Source organism: Streptomyces sp. C1-1 (assembly GCF_050214755.1).
In the GTDB taxonomy this organism is placed as follows: domain Bacteria; phylum Actinomycetota; class Actinomycetes; order Streptomycetales; family Streptomycetaceae; genus Streptomyces.
Map to the genome: position 1 here is coordinate 6,434,973 of NZ_CP189826.1, position 17,084 is coordinate 6,452,056.

The 17,084-nt window shown below is 71.3% G+C and carries 15 protein-coding genes; 6 read left to right on the plus strand and 9 right to left on the minus strand.

What is annotated here, in order from left to right; genetic code table 11:
* Position 1: 1 nt before the first annotated feature.
* The 4 genes from ACQF4J_RS29335 to ACQF4J_RS29350 all read right to left on the minus strand — a co-directional run bounded on the left by ACQF4J_RS29335 (position 2) and on the right by ACQF4J_RS29350 (position 4,042).
* A complete protein-coding gene (locus ACQF4J_RS29335; protein WP_351579102.1) occupies positions 2–736 on the minus strand; it encodes an ABC transporter ATP-binding protein in 735 nt (244 codons plus the stop codon).
* A complete protein-coding gene (locus tag ACQF4J_RS29340) occupies positions 712–1,563 on the minus strand; it encodes an ABC transporter permease (RefSeq protein ID WP_351579099.1) in 852 nt (283 codons plus the stop codon). The genes ACQF4J_RS29335 and ACQF4J_RS29340 overlap by 25 nt, the downstream gene beginning before the upstream one ends.
* Positions 1,560–2,627, minus strand: a complete 1,068-nt coding sequence (locus tag ACQF4J_RS29345; RefSeq protein ID WP_351579096.1) for an ABC transporter substrate-binding protein — start codon at positions 2,625–2,627, stop codon at positions 1,560–1,562. The genes ACQF4J_RS29340 and ACQF4J_RS29345 overlap by 4 nt, the downstream gene beginning before the upstream one ends.
* Positions 2,628–2,833: 206 nt before the next feature.
* Complete coding sequence (locus ACQF4J_RS29350) at positions 2,834–4,042, minus strand: ROK family protein (RefSeq protein ID WP_351801868.1); 1,209 nt, start codon at positions 4,040–4,042, stop codon at positions 2,834–2,836.
* 404 nt (positions 4,043–4,446) lie between these two features.
* On the opposite strand from ACQF4J_RS29350, the gene ACQF4J_RS29355 reads away from it, so the two are divergent.
* The gene (locus ACQF4J_RS29355; RefSeq protein WP_351579090.1) at positions 4,447–5,028 is read left to right on the plus strand and encodes a biotin transporter BioY; all 582 of its coding nucleotides are present in this window, start codon (positions 4,447–4,449) and stop codon (positions 5,026–5,028) included.
* On the opposite strand, the gene ACQF4J_RS29360 is transcribed toward ACQF4J_RS29355, so the two are convergent.
* Both ACQF4J_RS29360 and ACQF4J_RS29365 read right to left on the minus strand, forming a co-directional pair.
* Entirely contained in the window at positions 4,967–6,346 is a 1,380-nt protein-coding gene (locus ACQF4J_RS29360) for an FAD-binding oxidoreductase (protein ID WP_427167155.1), read from the minus strand. The genes ACQF4J_RS29355 and ACQF4J_RS29360 overlap by 62 nt on opposite strands.
* A gap of 127 nt (positions 6,347–6,473) precedes the next feature.
* Complete coding sequence (locus ACQF4J_RS29365; RefSeq protein ID WP_427168635.1) at positions 6,474–7,208, minus strand: hypothetical protein; 735 nt, start codon at positions 7,206–7,208, stop codon at positions 6,474–6,476.
* 237 nt (positions 7,209–7,445) lie between these two features.
* On the opposite strand from ACQF4J_RS29365, the gene ACQF4J_RS29370 reads away from it, so the two are divergent.
* Entirely contained in the window at positions 7,446–9,515 is a 2,070-nt protein-coding gene (locus ACQF4J_RS29370) for a protein kinase domain-containing protein (RefSeq protein WP_427167156.1), read from the plus strand.
* A 63-nt stretch (positions 9,516–9,578) separates the two neighbouring features.
* On the opposite strand, the gene ACQF4J_RS29375 is transcribed toward ACQF4J_RS29370, so the two are convergent.
* Positions 9,579–11,027, minus strand: coding sequence for an amino acid permease (locus ACQF4J_RS29375; RefSeq protein WP_351579079.1), 1,449 nt, complete (start codon positions 11,025–11,027; stop codon positions 9,579–9,581).
* Positions 11,028–11,233: 206 nt separating this feature from the next.
* On the opposite strand from ACQF4J_RS29375, the gene ACQF4J_RS29380 reads away from it, so the two are divergent.
* Both ACQF4J_RS29380 and ACQF4J_RS29385 read left to right on the plus strand, forming a co-directional pair.
* On the plus strand, positions 11,234–11,722 hold the full coding sequence (locus ACQF4J_RS29380; RefSeq protein ID WP_351579076.1) for a ribose-5-phosphate isomerase: 489 nt from the start codon (positions 11,234–11,236) through the stop codon (positions 11,720–11,722).
* Between the two features lie 35 nt (positions 11,723–11,757).
* Positions 11,758–12,567, plus strand: coding sequence for an Fpg/Nei family DNA glycosylase (locus ACQF4J_RS29385; protein ID WP_427167157.1), 810 nt, complete (start codon positions 11,758–11,760; stop codon positions 12,565–12,567).
* On the opposite strand, the gene ACQF4J_RS29390 is transcribed toward ACQF4J_RS29385, so the two are convergent.
* Positions 12,564–13,793, minus strand: a complete 1,230-nt coding sequence (locus ACQF4J_RS29390) for a GNAT family N-acetyltransferase (protein WP_427167158.1) — start codon at positions 13,791–13,793, stop codon at positions 12,564–12,566. The genes ACQF4J_RS29385 and ACQF4J_RS29390 overlap by 4 nt on opposite strands.
* Positions 13,794–13,981: 188 nt before the next feature.
* Here ACQF4J_RS29390 and ACQF4J_RS29395 point away from each other — a divergent pair, with 188 nt between their 5' ends.
* Together ACQF4J_RS29395 and ACQF4J_RS29400 are read left to right on the plus strand one after the other, a co-directional pair.
* Positions 13,982–15,166 (plus strand): PP2C family protein-serine/threonine phosphatase, encoded by a 1,185-nt coding sequence (locus ACQF4J_RS29395; RefSeq protein ID WP_351579068.1) that lies wholly within the window; start codon positions 13,982–13,984, stop codon positions 15,164–15,166.
* Between the two features lie 3 nt (positions 15,167–15,169).
* Positions 15,170–15,640, plus strand: coding sequence for an HD domain-containing protein (locus tag ACQF4J_RS29400; protein WP_351801860.1), 471 nt, complete (start codon positions 15,170–15,172; stop codon positions 15,638–15,640).
* On the opposite strand, the gene ACQF4J_RS29405 is transcribed toward ACQF4J_RS29400, so the two are convergent.
* Complete coding sequence (locus ACQF4J_RS29405) at positions 15,637–16,755, minus strand: acyltransferase family protein (RefSeq protein ID WP_351801858.1); 1,119 nt, start codon at positions 16,753–16,755, stop codon at positions 15,637–15,639. The genes ACQF4J_RS29400 and ACQF4J_RS29405 overlap by 4 nt on opposite strands.
* Between the last annotated feature and the right edge of the window lie 329 nt (positions 16,756–17,084).

The window sequence follows — 17,084 nt, forward strand, 5'->3', positions numbered from 1 at the left end:
TTCATGCGGGGTCCTCGGTGACTCCGAGGGCCGTGAGAAGCCGCTCCCGGTACTCGCCGAGCAGCGGGTCCCGGTACGAGCGCGGATGGGGCCGGTCGATGGTCAGGTCGAGGCCGATACGGCCCCCGTCCAGGACCAGGACCCGGTCGGCGAGGACGATCGCCTCGTCGACGTCGTGGGTGACGAGCAGGACGGAGGGCCGGTGCCGCTTCCACAGTTCCCGCAGCAGCGCGTGCATCCTGATGCGGGTCAGCGCGTCCAGGGCACCGAACGGCTCGTCGGCCAGCAGCAGTTCGGGCTCCCGGACCAACGACCGGGCGAGCGCCGCACGCTGGGCCTCGCCGCCGGACAGCTCGTTGGGCCAGGCCCGCTCGCGCCCTTCGAGCCCCACCTCGGCGAGCGCCTCCCGCCCCCTGCGCTCGGCGTCCTTGCCGTCGAGCCCGAGGAGTACGTTGTCCAGCACCCGCCGCCACGGCAGCAGCCGTGAGTCCTGGAAGACCACGGACACCCGTTCCGGCGCGGTGAGCCGGCCGCTCCCGGTGACGTCGTGGTCCAGTCCCGCGATCGCCCGCAGCAGGGTGCTCTTGCCGGAGCCGCTGTGGCCGAGCAGTGCCGTGAACTGCCCGGCCGGCAGGTCGAGGTCGATGCCGTCGAGGACGGTGCGCCCCTCGAACGACCGGGTCAGACCGCGGAGTTGTACCGCGGGCCGGGTCAGCTGCTCAGTGTGCGGCGCCATGACAGCACCCTCCGTTCGACGAGACGGACCGCGCTGTCGGAGACCAGGCCGAAGACGCCGTAGACGAGCAGCCCGACGAGGATCACGTCGGACCGGCCGTAGTTCTGGGCCTGGAACATCAGGTAGCCGAGACCACTGGTGGCGTTGATCTGCTCCAGCACCACCAGGCCCAGCCAGGAGCCGGTCACCCCGAGCCGGAGTCCCACGAAGAATCCGGGCAGGGCGCCGGGAATGACGATCTGCCGGACGAACCGCACCCTCGACAGCCCCTGTACCTCGGCCAGTTCGACGAACCGGCTGTCGATGCCGGACAGGGCGGCGTGCGTGTTCAGGTAGATCGGGATGTAGACGACGATGGCGATGATGGCGATCTTGAAGGCCTCGCCGATCCCCAGCCACAGGATGAACAACGGGATCAGGCCCAGCGTCGGGATCGCCCGGTTCAGCTGCACGGTCCCGTCGATCAGCGCCTCGCCGACGCGGCTGAGCCCGGACGCCAGCGCGAGCACGACCCCGGCGGTCAGACCGATCGCGAAGCCGTACGCGGCCCGCTCCAGGGAGGTGGCGATGTCGGTGCGCAGGGTCCCGGCGCTCCACAGATGTCCGGCGGTCCGCAGCACCGTCCAGGGCGCGGGGATCGCGCCGGGGTCGAGCCGGCCGGCGGCGGACGCGGCGGCCCACACGGCGACCAGGACGGCGGGGCCGACCAGGCGGCCGCCCGGCAGCCGCCTGCCGGGGGAGAGGCCGCGGCGGCGCCGTCGCGCAGGACGGCTCTCCTGCTGGGCCGTCGCCGGCGCGGCGGTGGTCGTGGTGGTCACGGCGCTCACCTCCGGTACTCCGCCGGTACGGCCTTCGCGGCGATGGACTCGAACCGGTGGTCGAAGAGCGAGGAGACGTCGAACTTCTTCACGAAGCCGCCCTCCGCCAGCAGATCGGCGGTCTCCTGCTCCCACTTGATCGCCTCGTCCCAGCTCGGCGGGAACAGCGGCTTGTTGGCGAGGTCGGAGATGCCCTTGGCCTGGGCGAGGGTCAGGTTCTGCGTCTTGACGTAGAACTCCTCGTTCCAGGTGTCGGGATGCTCGTACTGCCACACCTGGCCCTTGGCCCAGTACGGGATGTACGCGGCGACCGCGGCGGCCTTCGCGGAGTCGGCGAGGACCGAGGTCGGCGCCCACAGCAGGTTGAGCAGGTCGACGACGTCCGTGGCGATCACCCGGGCGCCCTTGGCCCTGTACTGCTGCAGATAGGCGGGTGCCTGGTTGTTGGCGAGCGGCGCGATGTCCACCTGCCCGGACTGCAGGGCGGTCAGGAACTGGTTGCTGGTCAGCGGGACCAGCTTCACGTCGTCGTACTTCAGTCCCGCCTGCTTCAACGCCCGCAACAGGACTACTCCTTGGGCCTGCCCCTGCGAGAAGGCGAGCTTCCTGCCCTTGAAGTCGGCGACGGTGTGGATGTCGCTGCCCGGCTTGGTGGCGAAGAGGTAGTTCGGCTTGCGGGTGATGTCGATCGCGACGATCTTCGCGTCGAAGCCCTGGTAGTGGGCCTGGATGGGCGGAATGCCCGCGTTGTTGGCGAGGTCCAGGGACTTGGCCCGGAAGGCGTTGATGACGTCGGGGCCCGCGCCGATGTTCGCCCAGCTGGTCACCTTGAACGGCAGCTCACCCAACCCGGCCAGCCGGAACTGCAGTTGCTGGATGTTCAGATACGAGGCGATCTTCAGACCGGTGCCGGCCGGGACCTTGTCGGCGAGCGGGGCGGACGTGGCGCCCCGGGTGTCGGCGGCGGCGCTGCCGTTCGCGCAGCCGCTCAGACCGGCGACCCCGGCCGCGGCACCGAGCAGGGAGGTGAGGAAGAGCCGTCGGTCGACACCCGACACAGGTGAGGAAGGCATGGCAGAACTCCGTGAGTCGAGAAGGAAAGAAAGCATGCGGAATTCCGGCCGGCAGACGCCGGGGAAAGGGAATTCACGCAGGGGGAAATGAGCGCTTCACGCGCGGCAACGTGTCAGCAACAAAGGGTGCGACAGCTCACGAACAGGCTCATGACCAGGATGTTCCTGGTTCGGCCCGACCTCTGTCAACATTCGGAGTTTCTGAATTAAATAGCCCGAGGTGACATGGCCAGCGGATCCCGGTAGAGCACGTCCAGAACCACCGAACCACCCGCCATCGCGAGTACCGAATCCGGGAAACTCGTCGGCACCACATGGGCCGCGCGTTCGACTCCGACCTCGTCGCGCAGAGCGCTCAGACAGTCGTCGCGGTGCATGATGCCCACCTCGGTCACGACCACCGTCTCCGGATTGAGCACGTCCAGCAGCAGCCGCGCCGCCCGCCCGACGGCAGCCGCCCGCTCCACCAGCAGCCGCGTCGCCCGGAGGTCGCCCGCGGCCGCGGCCGCGACCACCCGCATCGGGTTCGCGCCCGCGGGCACGCCCGCCGCACGGGCCCGCCGGCACAGCGTCCGCTCGCTCAACTCGGCCTGCAGGCAGCCGATCCGCCCGCAGTCGCAGGGTTCCGTGCCGCCCGGCACCGGCAGATGGGCGATCGCACCGGCCTGCGAGCGGGGCCCGTGATGCACCTCGTCGCCGGTGGCGAACGCCGCGTCGACCACGTTGCCGACGAACAGATGCAGCATGCCGGCGCCGTCCCGGGCCGGCCCGAACAGCCGCTCCGCGTTGACCAACGCCCGCGCGTGCCCGTCGACATGGACCGGCAGCCCCAGTCGCTCACGGAGGACGTCCCGCACCGCGACCTCCCGCCAGCCCAGCAGCGGGTGCTCCACGACGGTCCCCGACTCCCGGTCCACCCAGCCGCCGACGGCGACGCCGACGCCGAGCGGCCGGCAGCCCGGCGCCCCCGAGAGCAGGCGGCCCAGCCCCTCGGCGGCCCGCGCCAGCACCCGCTCCGGCTCGGTGCTCTCGTGCTTCAGCTCGCGGCTGACCAGCACCCGGCCGCGCAGGTCGAGCAGCGCGACGGTCGTGTACGGCACCGCGATGTGCACACCGGCGACCACGAACCGGGAGTCGTCGAGGTCGACCGGGACGTGCGGGCGGCCGACGCCGCCCGAGCGCCGGGGCTCGGACGCCTCCCGGATCAGGCCGAGTTCGGTGAACCGGGCGCAGTAGTCCGTCACCGACGCCGGCGACAGGCCGGTCAGCCGGGCGATGGTGGAGCGGGCCACCGGCCCGTGCTCCAGCACGGACCGCAGCACGATGCTGGCGCTCGTACGGCGCCGGTCGTCGCCACGGGGACGGTCATGACGGGGAGGAGGGGAGGGGAGAGTGGTGGTCGCGGTACGGGGCATGGCGATCATCCTCGAAGAACGGTTCCGACACAGCGCCGTCTCGTGCGGCGGGGCGTGCCGGATCCGGTCCGTGCGCCCCGCTAACGGCGGCGACAGGCGGACGCGCCGACTCGTCGCAGGTCCACATGGCGACGCGACGAGAAGTTCCGGGACTGGGCGACCATGCGCTCGAAGCTAGCAAAACCGGCCGACGCTGCCCAGACGGCGACCGCTGGGCGAGACGACGAAACCCAGGTCACCCCGGCTTGGTGACCGGCGTCACGCCGAGACCCGTGTAACTCGCATCCTTTGTCCGGAGCCCACGAAGGCCTGGCCGCAGCCTTTGTCGAGCGCTGACGGTGATCGCGGCGAGCACTCCGGGTTAGCGTCACGGTGTCCCCGACCGTCCCGATCCCGGAGCCCCCATGAGCACCGCTGCCGTCACCCCCGCCCGCCCCGGACAGGTCCTCGCCGACCTCCTCCCCGCCTCCCGTGTCCGGGACGTGGCCCTCGTGGTCGGCGGTGCCGTGCTCACCGGCCTCGCGGCCCAGATCTCCGTGCCCGTCCCGCACTCCCCGGTGCCCGTGACCGGCCAGACCTTCGCCGCGCTGCTCGTCGGCACGAGCCTCGGCGCGAGCCGCGGCCTGGCCTCGCTCGTCCTGTACGCGCTGGCCGGTCTCGCCGGTGTGCCGTGGTTCGCGGGCGGCACCTCCGGTGTCTCCGTCTCCTTCGGCTACATCCTCGGCATGCTGCTGGCGTCCGCCGTCGTCGGCGCCCTGGCCCGCCGCGGCGCCGACCGCTCCGTGTGGCGCATGGCGGGCACGATGCTGCTGGGCGAGGCCCTCATCTACGCCGTCGGTGTCCCGTACCTCGCCTACGCCGCCGGGCTGTCCGCCTCCGCCGCGGTCGCGGCCGGCCTCACCCCGTTCCTGATCGGCGACGCCCTCAAGGCCGCCCTGGCCATGGGCCTCGTCCCGACCGCCTGGAAGCTGCTCGACAGGCACTGAGGCCGGAGGGGCCGCCGAAGAGGTTCGCCGGGTCGTAGGCCGACTTCAGCCCGGCGAGCCTCGCCCGCGTTGCGGGGTCGTACAGTCCCTCGCTCCGGTCGCCGGCCCCGAAGGCGAAGTTGCGGGCGCGCCCGAGGGTCGTGTCCGCGAGCAGCGCGAGGGCCGGGTCCACCACCGCACGGGCCGTCTCCCGCTCCCCGACGCTCAACAGCCGGAGCAGGAACCGCCCTTCGCGGTACGGCACCGAGTTCGGCGCGGGCCGCGCGAGCGCACCGCCCAGATGGTTGATCTGCACCACGCACATCGGCCCGCCCGTGTCCGGCCCGGTGCGGGCGAGCAGTTCGCCCGCCGCGGTGACGTCCAGCTCGCTCAGCACCGCGCTGTCGCCGTAGTAGGCGTGCGGGAAGTCCGGGTCGCTGTGGATGGTGTGGCTCTCGGAGTACGGCATCTCGCGCAGCGAGTCGGCGAGCACGGGCCCCGACCCCCGCAGCGCGGCCACGACCTCGTCACCGTCGCCGCCGGTGTACGCGACCCGCACCGAGACCACGTACCGCCCGCGCAGCTGCGGCGGAAGCGCCGGCAGGTCCGGGTACGGTACGGCGGCGAAGGACGAGGTCAGCCCGTCCGGCACGGTCCGGGTCCACTCCTCGTACGCCCGCAGCAGGGCCGCCGGGTCGACCTCGCGGCCGTCGAAGGCGAGCGAGCCGCCGTAGAGCCCGCGCACCGGTACGAGGCCGATCTCCAGACCGGTCACGATGCCGAAGTCGTGGCCGGCGCCGAGCAGCGCCCAGTACAGGTCGGGGTCGGATTCGCGGGTCACGTGCCGCTGCCGCCCGTCCGCCGTCACCACGTCCAGCGAGCGCACGTGGTCGGCCGCGTACCCGAACTCCCTCGCGAGGATGCCCAGTCCGCCGCCGAGGGTGTAGGAGACGGCGCCGACGCCCGGCGCGGAACCGTTGAGGGGCGCGAGCCCGTACGGTTCGGCCGCCGCGACGACCTGGCCCCACCGCACGCCCGCCTGCACCCGGACGGTCCGGGCACCGGCGTCGACGACGACCCCGTCCATGCGCTTCGTCGTGACGAGCACGCCGCCCCGCGAGGCCCCGGCCGGCCCGTGACCGGTGGCCTGGACGCCGACCGGCAGCGCGTGCCCGGCCGCGTACCGCACGGCGGCGGTCACGTCGTCGGCCGAGGAGGTGGCGAAGACCACGTCGGGTCGCCGGTCGAACCCGGTCTGGAATCCGGCGAGTTCGCCGTCGTAGCCCGGGTCGCCCAGGCGCAGGACGAGCAGGTCGGTGGTGTTCTCCGCGAAGTCCATGACCCGCACGGTGCCCGCATAACCTGACAGCGGCCGTCAGCATTTCCAGGACGGGCCCGGCGGGGGCGATCACCCCCGCCGGGTCCGTCACACCCGCCGTGGCGGGACCGCTCAGCCGCTCGGGCTCTCAGCCGCGCGGCCGCGGCGGGCCGACCGGCCGCCGGGTCGACCACCACAGCCCGGCCGCCCCGGCCGCGACCAGCGTCGCGCCCGCCGCGCCCAGTGGCAGGACGTCCCGCCCGACGCCGGTCTTCGGCAGTTCGGTCTCGCCGCCCGGCGCCACCGGCTTGTTGTCGGTGCCGAGGAGCAGCGGGGTGGCGGGCGCGTTCGGAGACGGGTTGTTGGTGCCGAACGGGACCGGGCCCTGCTGCCAGTACGTCTTCTTCCCGTCGCCGCTCTGCACGGGCAGACAGATCTTCCCGATCTTGCTCAGGTCGTACGTCGCGTCGACGGCGTACGACTTCGACTTACCGGCCGCCAGATTGTCGATGGGGCAGGAGAAACCGCTGTTCGAGCCTTTCGGAAGGCTGTTCTTGTCGATCGCCGAGCAGCCGGCGACGTTCTTGACCGTGAGGCCGTCGAAACCGACGACCAAAAGCTGGATCTTTCCGCTGTCCTTGCTCCCCTGATTCTTTACCGTGGCGGTGATCGCCGTTTTCTTCGTGCTGTTGTCGACCGAGATCTTCGAGGGCAGGAATGTGGTCGGTTCAACGCCCGCCGGCGCCTTGTCCACGACCTTTCCCCCCTTGCTGCTCCCGGGGCCCTGGTCGTCCGCGCTGGCGGTGCAGGAAAGGATCATCACCGCCGAAAAAGATGCGGTGACCAGCGATCCTGCGATGACCGTACTGCGGCGAGAACTCATGTTCGCATCCCCCTTGACTCCCCCTGGCTGCGCCTGAATTCGCAGTACTTGAAGAGCTACCACAAGATTTCTCCGCACTATGCTGGTACGGCACGAAGTGTGACCATTGTGTTTCAGTAGGGGCGGGTCGGAGCGCTACCGAGGTCGTCTCGGGTTTCAGGGGTTGTTTCAGTTCATCGAGGGGGCGCCGTGGATTTGCCGGGGAATGCGAGGAACGGTGGTGTTCAAGGGCTGCTGGTGACGGGGCGTTATCGTCTGGTCGAAAGTATCGGGCAGGGGGGAATGGGGCGGGTGTGGCGGGCGGCCGACGAAATACTCGACCGCCCGGTGGCCGTCAAGGAGATCCGCATCGACGGCCTGGACGCCGAGGACACGCGCACCCGCCGCGAACGCACCCTGCGCGAGGCCAGGGCGACGGCCCGCATCGACCACCCGAACGTGGTGCGCGTCTACGACGTGGTCGACGAGGGCGAACGCCTGTGGATCGTCATGGAGTTGGTCAGGGGCCGCTCGCTGGAACGCATCCTGGCCGAGGACGGCCCGCTGAGCCCGCGGGAGACGGCACGTACGGGGCTCGGCCTGGTGGCGGCCCTGCGGCAGGTCCACGCCCGCGGTGTCCTGCACCGCGACATCAAACCCGGGAACGTGATCGTCGAGGGCTCCGGCGAACCGGACCGGCGGGTCGTCCTGACCGACTTCGGCATCGCCGCGATCCAGGACGCCAAGGCCCTCACGATGGTCGGCATGCTGGTCGGCTCGCCCGACTACATGGCCCCCGAGCGGGTCTCCGGCCGCCCGCAGGGCCCGCCGTCCGACATCTGGTCCCTGGGCGCGACCCTCTGCGCGGCTCTGGGCGGCCGTTCCCCCTTCTCCCGCGACACGACCCTGGCCACCCTGCACGCGGTCCTCTACGAGGAGCCCGAACTCCCCGCCGCGGCCGGCCCCCTGAGCGACGTCCTGGCAGCCCTCCTGGAGAAGGAACCCGAGGCCAGGCCGGGCCTGCGGGAGCTGGAGGAGGCCCTCAGCCCGGTCGCCTTCCCACCCCCGACCCCGACCCTGCCGGTGGGCGGGAGGGGCGCGGAAACCCCGGAGCACGAGCCCTCGGCCGAACCACCGGCCCCGGCCACCCCGCACACCCGGCTGGTACGCGCCACCCGCGACCCCAGGCGCCCCGAGCCCCCGGAGGACGCCCCACCCTCCGCCCGCCAGGACACCCGCAACCTCCGCAGCCCGAGCCCGAGCCCGAGCCCGAGCCCGAGCCCGAGCCCGAGCCCGAGCCCGAGCCCGAGCCCCACCCCGCCCGAACCCGCCGAAGCGTCACCCGCCCCCGCTGCACCTGCCGACGGCCGTCCCGAACCCGCCTCCCCGGCCGACCCGTCCGCGGACGCCACGGGCCCCGGCGAGGCTCCCGTCGCCCCCTTGACCGCCGCTTCCACCGAAGTCCCCTCCGAACTGCGCTCGGAAGCCGGTTCGGAGACGCCGTCCGCCAACTCCCGGACCGGCACCCCCACCTCCGCCCGCTCCGCGCCTCCCGGCGTCTCCCTGACCCGAGCCCCGGCGGTGACGCGGCGCCGCCCGGCGGCCCCGCCGAACCGCTCCCTGCACGAACAGGGCACCCGGCCCCAGCTCGGCCCCCACCCGCTGAACCAGGAGCCCTCCGGCCCGGCCTCCCCGCCCGTGCCCGGTCGCCGTCGTCGGCGGCGTGCGGGACTCTTGGCGGCCGCCGCGCTGGTCGTCGCCGGGGCCGTGGTCGCCGTGACGCTGCTGCTGAACTCCGGTTCCCGGGGCGGGGACCAGGCCGACGCGTCGACCTCGACCACGCCTCCCACCGCCTCCGGCGGCAGCCCGTCGCCCACCGTGGAGGGCACCTCCCGGCCGCGGACGCTGCCTCCGGGGACCCACGAGGAGGCCGGTGGATACGCGTGGGCGACCCCCAAGGGCTGGAAGCGCAACGTGATGACGGGTGCCGAGGTCCACTACACCTCGCCCGACGGCGCCCAGGAACTCGTGGCCAAGTCCTCCATCGCCCGCGACGACCTCATGCGGACCTGGCAGAAGTCGGAGCAGGACGCCCATCAGGGGCAGAACTACCAGAAGATCCGCTTGGAGCAGACGACGTTCCGCGGCCACTCGGCGGTGGTCTGGGAGTACACCTTCACCCTCAAGGGCGTGGACTGGCACGCGCGGCTGCTCGCCTTCGACCAGGAGGGCAGGTCGTACCAGATCAACACCTGGTACCACCCGGACGTCGAGGCCCAGGCCGTCAGGATCTACGACCGGGTCAAGGACAGCTTCACCGTGCTGTGAGCACACGGAGGGGGCCCGCGGTCCGCACCGCGAGCCCCTTCCGGACGTACGACGTCCCGCGCCTCAGCCGGTCTTGACCTTCCCGGCCTCGTCCCGCGCCGCGGAGGGCACCGCGTCGCCCACGGCCGCCCGGCGGGTCCCGAGGACCTTCTGCCTGACCACGGCGATCACCACCACGACCGCCGCGACCAGCAGGGACAACAGCACGGTCTCCCGCCCGTCGTGCTCCGTGTCCGTGAGCATGTAGCCCAGCACGAACACGATCAACGCGGCCGTCGCCCACGTCAGATACGGGTACAGCCACATCCGCACGACGAGCTTCTCCGGGGCCTCGGCCTGGATGATCCGCCGCATCCGCAGCTGCGAGAAACAGATGACCAGCCACACGAACAGGGCCACCGCACCACTGGAGTTGACCAGGAAGAGGAAGACCGAGTCGGGGAACTTGTAGTTGAAGAAGACGGCCACGAAGCCGAACACCACCGACGCCACGATCGCCGCCATCGGAACGCCCCGGGACGTGGTCCGCGCGAACGCCTTCGGCGCGTCACCCCGCGCGCCCAGCGAGAAGGCCATGCGGGAGGCCGTGTACAGGCCGGAGTTGAGACAGGACAGCACCGACGTCAGCACGATGAAGTTCATGATCTGCCCGGCGTGCGCGATCCCGAGGGAGTCGAGGGCGGCGACGTAGGAGCCCTGGTCCTTGATGGACGGGTCGTTCCACGGCAGGAGGCAGACGACGACGAAGATCGAGCCCAGGTAGAAGACGGCGATCCGCCAGATGATGCTGTTCGTCGACTTCGTCACCGCCCGCTGCGGGTTCTCCGACTCGCCCGCCGCCAGCGTCGCGATCTCGCTGCCCATGAAGGAGAAGACGACGAGCAGCACACCGGTGAGGATCGCGCCGGGGCCGTGGGGGAGGAAGCCTCCGTGGCCGGTCAGGTTGTCCAGGCCCGCCTTGTCGCTGTGGACGCCCGGCAGCACGCCGAACACCGCGAGAGCACCGACGACGATGAACGCGCCGATCGCGACCACCTTGATCCCGGCGAACCAGAACTCGAACTCGCCGTAGGAGCCGACCGAGACGAGGTTGGTGGCGGTCAGCACGACCATGACGATGAGCGCCCAGCCCCACTGCGGGACCGCCGGTATCCAGCCCTCGAGGATCTTGGCGCCGGCGGTGGCCTCCACAGCCAGCACCACCACCCAGAAGAACCAGTACAGCCAGCCGATGGAGAACCCGGCCCAGCGCCCCAGCGCCCGGTCGGCGTGGGCGGAGAACGAACCGGAGGTGGGGTTCGCGGCGGACATCTCGCCGAGCATGCGCATCACGAGGACGACGAGTGTGCCGACGAGGGCGTACGACAGGAGGATGCCCGGTCCGGCGGTGGCGATACCGGAGCTGGAGCCGACGAAGAGGCCGGCGCCGATGACACCGCCGATGGCGATCATCGACAGATGACGGTTCTTGAGTCCTGCCTGGAGCCCGGAGGGCTGGTGCCCGGAAGTCATGGGGGAATTCCTTTGCGCCGGGTGAGCGGTCTCCCGCACGGGGGTGTGTACGGGTCGGTCCAGTGAAACGGAGGCAAAGGAATTCGTGAACCTTTGAATCCGGATTGTTATTTGAGGTTTCCTTGAGGTTCCATGGCGCGGGGTGGATTCCTCCTGGCGGACACCCGGGGCTGCTGCCCGGAAACGGCCGTGTCACACTCACAGGCATGCGCGTGTATCTCGGCTCCGACCATGCCGGCTTCGAACTCAAGAACCACCTCGTCGAGTGGTTGAAGGCGGCCGGCCACGACCCCGTCGACTGCGGCCCGCACATCTACGACGCCCAGGACGACTACCCGCCCTTCTGCCTGCGTGCCGCCGAGCGGACCGCCGCGGACCCCGACTCCCTCGGCGTCGTGATCGGCGGCTCCGGCAACGGCGAGCAGATCGCCGCGAACAAGGTGAAGGGCGTGCGCGCGGCGCTCGCCTGGAGCGAGGAGACCGCCTCGCTCGGCCGCCAGCACAACAACGCCAACGTCGTGGCGGTGGGCGCGCGCATGCACACGGCCGAGGAGGCGACGAAGTTCGTCGAGACCTTCCTGGGCACCCCGTTCTCCGGTGACAAGCGCCACATCCGCCGCATCGACATGCTCGCGGACTACGAGACGACGGGTGACCTGCCCCCGATCCCGGCGCACCACCCGCAGCAGGACTGACGCCCCGCCGAAGGGGCCGGAAAGGAACAGTCACCGTGCCAGAGGGGCACACGATCCACCGGCTGGCGTCGGACTACGCCGGCCGCTTCTCCGGCACGGCGCCGCGCGTCACCAGCCCCCAGGGCAAGTTCTCCGACGCCGCCGCACTGCTCGACGGCGCCCTGCTCACCCGTACGGAAGCCCACGGAAAGCACCTCTTCCTGGGCTTCCGCGACGGCGACTGGGTCCACATCCACCTCGGCCTCTTCGGCAAGGTGACCTTCGGCGCCGCCCCGGCGCCCCCGCCGACCGACACGGTCCGGCTGCGCCTGGCGAACGACACCTCGTACGTAGACCTGCGCGGCCCGACGACCTGCGCGCTCCTCACGGACGCCGAGAAGGAGGCGATACACGCCCGCCTCGGCCCCGACCCGCTGCGGCCCGACGCCGACCCGCGGCCGGCGTACCGGCGGATCTCCCGCAGCCGTACGACGATCGCCGCACTGCTGATGGACCAGAAGGTGATCGCCGGCGTCGGCAACGTCTACCGCGCCGAGGTCCTCTTCCGGCACGGCATCGACCCCTACCGGGCGGGCAAGGACATCACCCCGGCCGAGTGGGACGCCATCTGGGCCGACCTCGTCGCGCTGATGCGCGAGGGCGTGCGCCACAACCGCATCGACACCGTCCGCCCCGAGCACACCCCGGAGGCGATGGGCCGCCCGCCGCGCGTCGACGACCACGGCGGCGAGGTCTACGTCTACCGCCGGGCCGCCCTGCCCTGCCACATCTGCGGCGGCGAGATCCGCACCGCCGACCTCGCCGCCCGCAACCTCTTCTGGTGCCCCACCTGCCAGCGGCCCTAGAAGCCGTGCGGCAGCCACGGGGCGATCGTGGACGCGAAGGCCAGTGACGCCTCCGCGAGGGCGCCCTGGCGCAGCTCCCGCACCCGCCCGGCCGCGGCGAGCGCCTCAAGGGTGACGCCGCCGAGGTACGCCGACCCCAACTCCCGTACGGACAGGGCGAGATCGGGGGCGTCCTCGGTGCGGGCGCAGGAGGCGCCCTTCGGGTCGCCGGTCAGCCGCCAACGGCCCTCGTTCCAGGGGCAGAAGGCGTCCTCGACCGCCAGCACCACGTCCACCGGCGCCTGATAGGTCCGCGCCTGGAGCGCCGCGCCGACGTCCACCAGCCGTACGTACAGCGAGTCCCGCACCCGCAGCGAGCACCGCCGGATGTCGGAGACCAGGTGCTGCCAGCCCTCGTCCAGCGGCCGGCCCCGGGTGTTCACCTTCGACGTGAGGTCGATGTCGAACAGGAACCGCCACAACGCCGCGTGCGCCGCCGGGTCCAGGGCCTCCAGGTCCTGAGCCACCACCGTGCCGTCGGGACCGGTCGGCTCCCAGTCCGGCTTGACGCGGAACCGGGCGTAGCCGACCACCTCGCCCTCCCGCTCCGCCAGCACGCACTGCAGCGGCGACGCGCCGTCCCGGTCGCTCGCCGGGTCCAGCACCCCCAGCCGCTCCCAGCCCGCGCCGCGCACGAGCATCCCCGGCCGCCGCGGCACGAGCCGGGCGTACACCGCCTCGCACACGTCGAGCACCTCCTCGGGCCGCGCGTACCGCAGTCGTACGTCCTCCGTGCCCGGCGGCACGGACAGCCGGACGCGGGTCGTGTCGATCTCGGCGTTCGCGTGGAAGGTCGCGGTCCCGTATCCGAAGCGCCCGTAGATCGCGGGCTCGGAGGCCGTCAGCACGGCCAGCGGCTCGCCCCAGGACCGCACGTCGTCCAACTGGCGCCGCATCATGGACGTCAGAACGCCCCGGCGCCGGTGCGTGGCGGCCACGGACACCATGGTGACGCCGGCGGCCGGCACCGCCGCCCCGCCGGGCACGGTCAGCCGGAAGGCGAACGCCCCGGCCGTCCCGACGCACGCCTCACCGTCCCAGACGCCGACGCACCGCTCCGGCTCGGTGAGCTCGCGCCACAGCGCGCGCTCCTCGTCCGACTCCGGGACCCCGCCGAAGGCGCGGATCAGGTTGTCGTACCACTCGTCCCACTCGTCCTGGCGCAGTACGCGCACATCGGTCGCCATGAACCATGCCTATCAGGGCGGCACCGCAGGAGCGAGGGAATTTGCGTCGCAGGCCGAAAGGCTCAACGGGCCTGTACAAAACGGTCTATTCACGCCCTTCACGGTGACTGTGAAGTTGAACCTCGGATGGGGGACAAGTCGTACCTCCTGTGCCAAGTGACGGGTCCGACGGATAAGGTCCCGAACTAATGGCAGCAGGACGAGAGCGGCGCGCGGAAGCCGAGACGTTCACGGCCCGGTTGAAGATGCAGTGGCACCGGGCCCGGGTCGGCGTGCGCAGAAGCGCCGTCGACTACTTCCGCGGGGACGGCTCGGAGTGGATCGCGCTGGGCCTGCTGCTGTTGACCATCCCGGTCATCGCGGCCGTGACCCTGGCCAACTCGGTGTGGTGCTCGCCGGCCCTGCTGGTCGTCCCGATCGTCGCGGGCGGCCTGCTGCTGCGTCCGGCGAGCCTGCTCGGCCTGTACGCGGCGGCGGCCACGGCGCTGATCGTGGAGTCGGTGAAGCTGGGCCCCTACACGGAGGGCCCCTCGCGGGTCACCCCCGGCGTGGTCCTCGTCGTCGCCGCATGTGGCTTCTTCGGCCTGCTGGTGGCCCAGTTCCGCAGCCGGGTCGGCGTGCCCTGGCGGCGCGGCGGCACCATGCTCTTCGACCTGCGCGAACGCATCCGCGTGCAGAGCAAGCTGCCGAAGCTGCCCGACGGCTGGCACCGCGAGATGGCCCTGCGCCCGGCCGGCGGCCAGTCCTTCTCGGGCGACTTCGTGGTCGCGGCCCGGACGAACGGCGGCCGCACCCTGGAGGTCGTCCTGACGGACGTGTCCGGCAAGGGCATGGACGCCGGTTCCCGCGCGCTGCTGCTGTCGGGCGCCTTCGGCGGTCTGCTGGGCTCCCTCCCGCCGCACGCCTTCCTCCCGGCAGCGAACGGCTATCTGCTGCGCCAGGACTGGGACGAGGGCTTCGCGACCTCGATCCACCTCGTCCTGGACCTCGACTCCGGCGACTACGAGCTCTACACCGCCGGCCACCCGCCGGGCCTTCAGCTCAGCGCGGGCAGCGGCCGCTGGGAGGAGAAGGCGGCCGAGGGGCCGCTGCTCGGTGTGTACGACGGCGCGCAGTTCGACCCCGTGAAGGGATCGCTCCGCCCGGGGGACGTGTTGATGCTGTTCACAGACGGTCTGGTGGAGACCTCCGACCGGGACATCGTCGAGGGCATCGACCGGCTGACCGGGGAGGCCGACCGGTATGTCGCGGGCGGTTTCCACGGCGCGGCCTGGCATCTGATCGAGTCGGTGGCCAAGGACGTCAACGACGACCGGGCCCTGCTGCTGATCTGCCGCGAGGGCCCGACGGCGGTCCAGCCCAGGCCGGCGTAGCCGATGACACTGTCGTTGCTCGAGGTCGAGAGGATCGCGCGCTGGGCGCACGCCACCCAGACCGACAAGCAGGGCCGCCCCTACGTGGAGCACCTCGTCGCCGTCGTGGCGGGCGTGCGCGCCTGCGCCGGGGACGAGGACCAGCTCAAGGCGGCCTGGCTGCACGACGCCGTCGAGGACACACCGCTGACCGAGCAGTGGCTGCGCGGGCTCGAACTGAGCCCCCGTACACAGGACATCGTGCTCGCGCTCACCAAACGGGACGGGGAGCCGGCGCAGGAGTACACCGGCCGGATCCTGGCCACCCCCGGCGCGCGGCTGGTGAAGGCCGCGGACCTCGCCCACAACGCCGACCCGGCACGCATCGCGGGAGTCGAGGACGCGGCCACCCGCGCACGGCTGACCGAGAAGTACGCCGGCATGCGCGCACTTCTCGGTCTGGACGCCTCGGCGCCCTGCTGGGGTGTGGGCTAGGCGTTGACCTTCTCGCGCGGGGCGTTGACACGGCCGCGCGCCGCCTCGACCGAGTCCGGCCTGAAGGCCCACTTCATCTCGGGTTCCATCGCGAACCGGAACACCCGCTGCACCGGGCGGGTGCACAGCACGGTGACGACGGCGGCCGCGGCGATCGTCACGAGGATCTCGCCGAGCGGCCGGCGCATCCACCCGTAGTCGAACCAGCCGTAGAAGTCACCGGCCTTGACCACGAAACCGTGCAGCAGATAGCCGTACAGCGTGCCCGCGCCGAGGGCCGTGAACCACATCCGCCGGCGCGGCACCCAGGCGAAGAAGCAGGCGGTCAGCAGCAGCGAGCAGCCGAACAGCGCCAGCGTCATCACCGGCCCGGACCACCAGGGCGCGGCCAGGTTCTGGGCGGCGTCGCGGTGGTAGAACCACGCGGTGTCCATCCGCGGCACCGCCCACCAGCCGACGGCCAGCGCGGCCGCGAAGACCGGCACGGACAGCATCCGCATCCGGCGGGTGCGCACCCTCTGGAAGTGCTCCGGCTTCATGCACAGACCCAGCACGAAGTACGGCAGGAACTGCAGCACCCGCTGCAGGTCGAGGTCGTCGCCGATGTCCGGGGAGACGGACGCCAGCATGGCGACGGCGAGCGCGAGCGGCAGCGGCCGGCGGACGGTCTTCCACAGCGGGGTCGTCAGGCGCCAGATGAACAGCGCGATCAGGAACCAGGTGAGGTACCAGGGGTCGAGCAGGCTGATGTCCATGCTCGGGTCGTGGTCGCCGTAGCGCTTGAACAGGGAGTACGCCGTCTCGAACACGACGTACGGCACCAGGACGCCGGTGACCAGCCGCCTGAGGCGGTCGGGGCGCATGTCGAAACTGCGCGAGAAGAAGCCGGAGATGATGATGAACGCCGGCATGTGGAAGGAGTAGACGACGGTGTACACGGCCTCCAGGACGCGGCTGTCGCCCTTCAGCGGCTCCCAGGAGTGGCCCATGGCGACCAGCACGATCGCCAGGTACTTGGCGTTGTCGAAGAAGGCGTCGCGCTGCTTGCCGGGCTCGGCCGGTCGCTCCTGGGCCGCACGCGCCTGCTGACTCTGCGGTGAACGCGGACTCGGCACTCCCGACGCCGGCGACTGTGCCGGAGGGAGCGGCGTTCTGTGCTGACCGGGGGACGAGGCGGCGTGAAACATCTGAGGCACCCTAGCGTTGTCTGTGGCTTTTCGTGAAACCGTCCATGTCATTCCTGCTTATAGGCTTCGTGTGCCCCGAAATTGCGCGGAGTTGACCTCACGGTTCGTCCCGGCAAAGAGGCATGAAGGGGACATTCCGCCGGAGTCGCTCGCTGGCCTTATGGGTCGATTAGTCCGGATGAATCACGACAACTGGGTCTGCTGTCTCTCCGCTTTGATGTGCCCGTGGCGACAATTCGAAATATCTGCGAACGCGT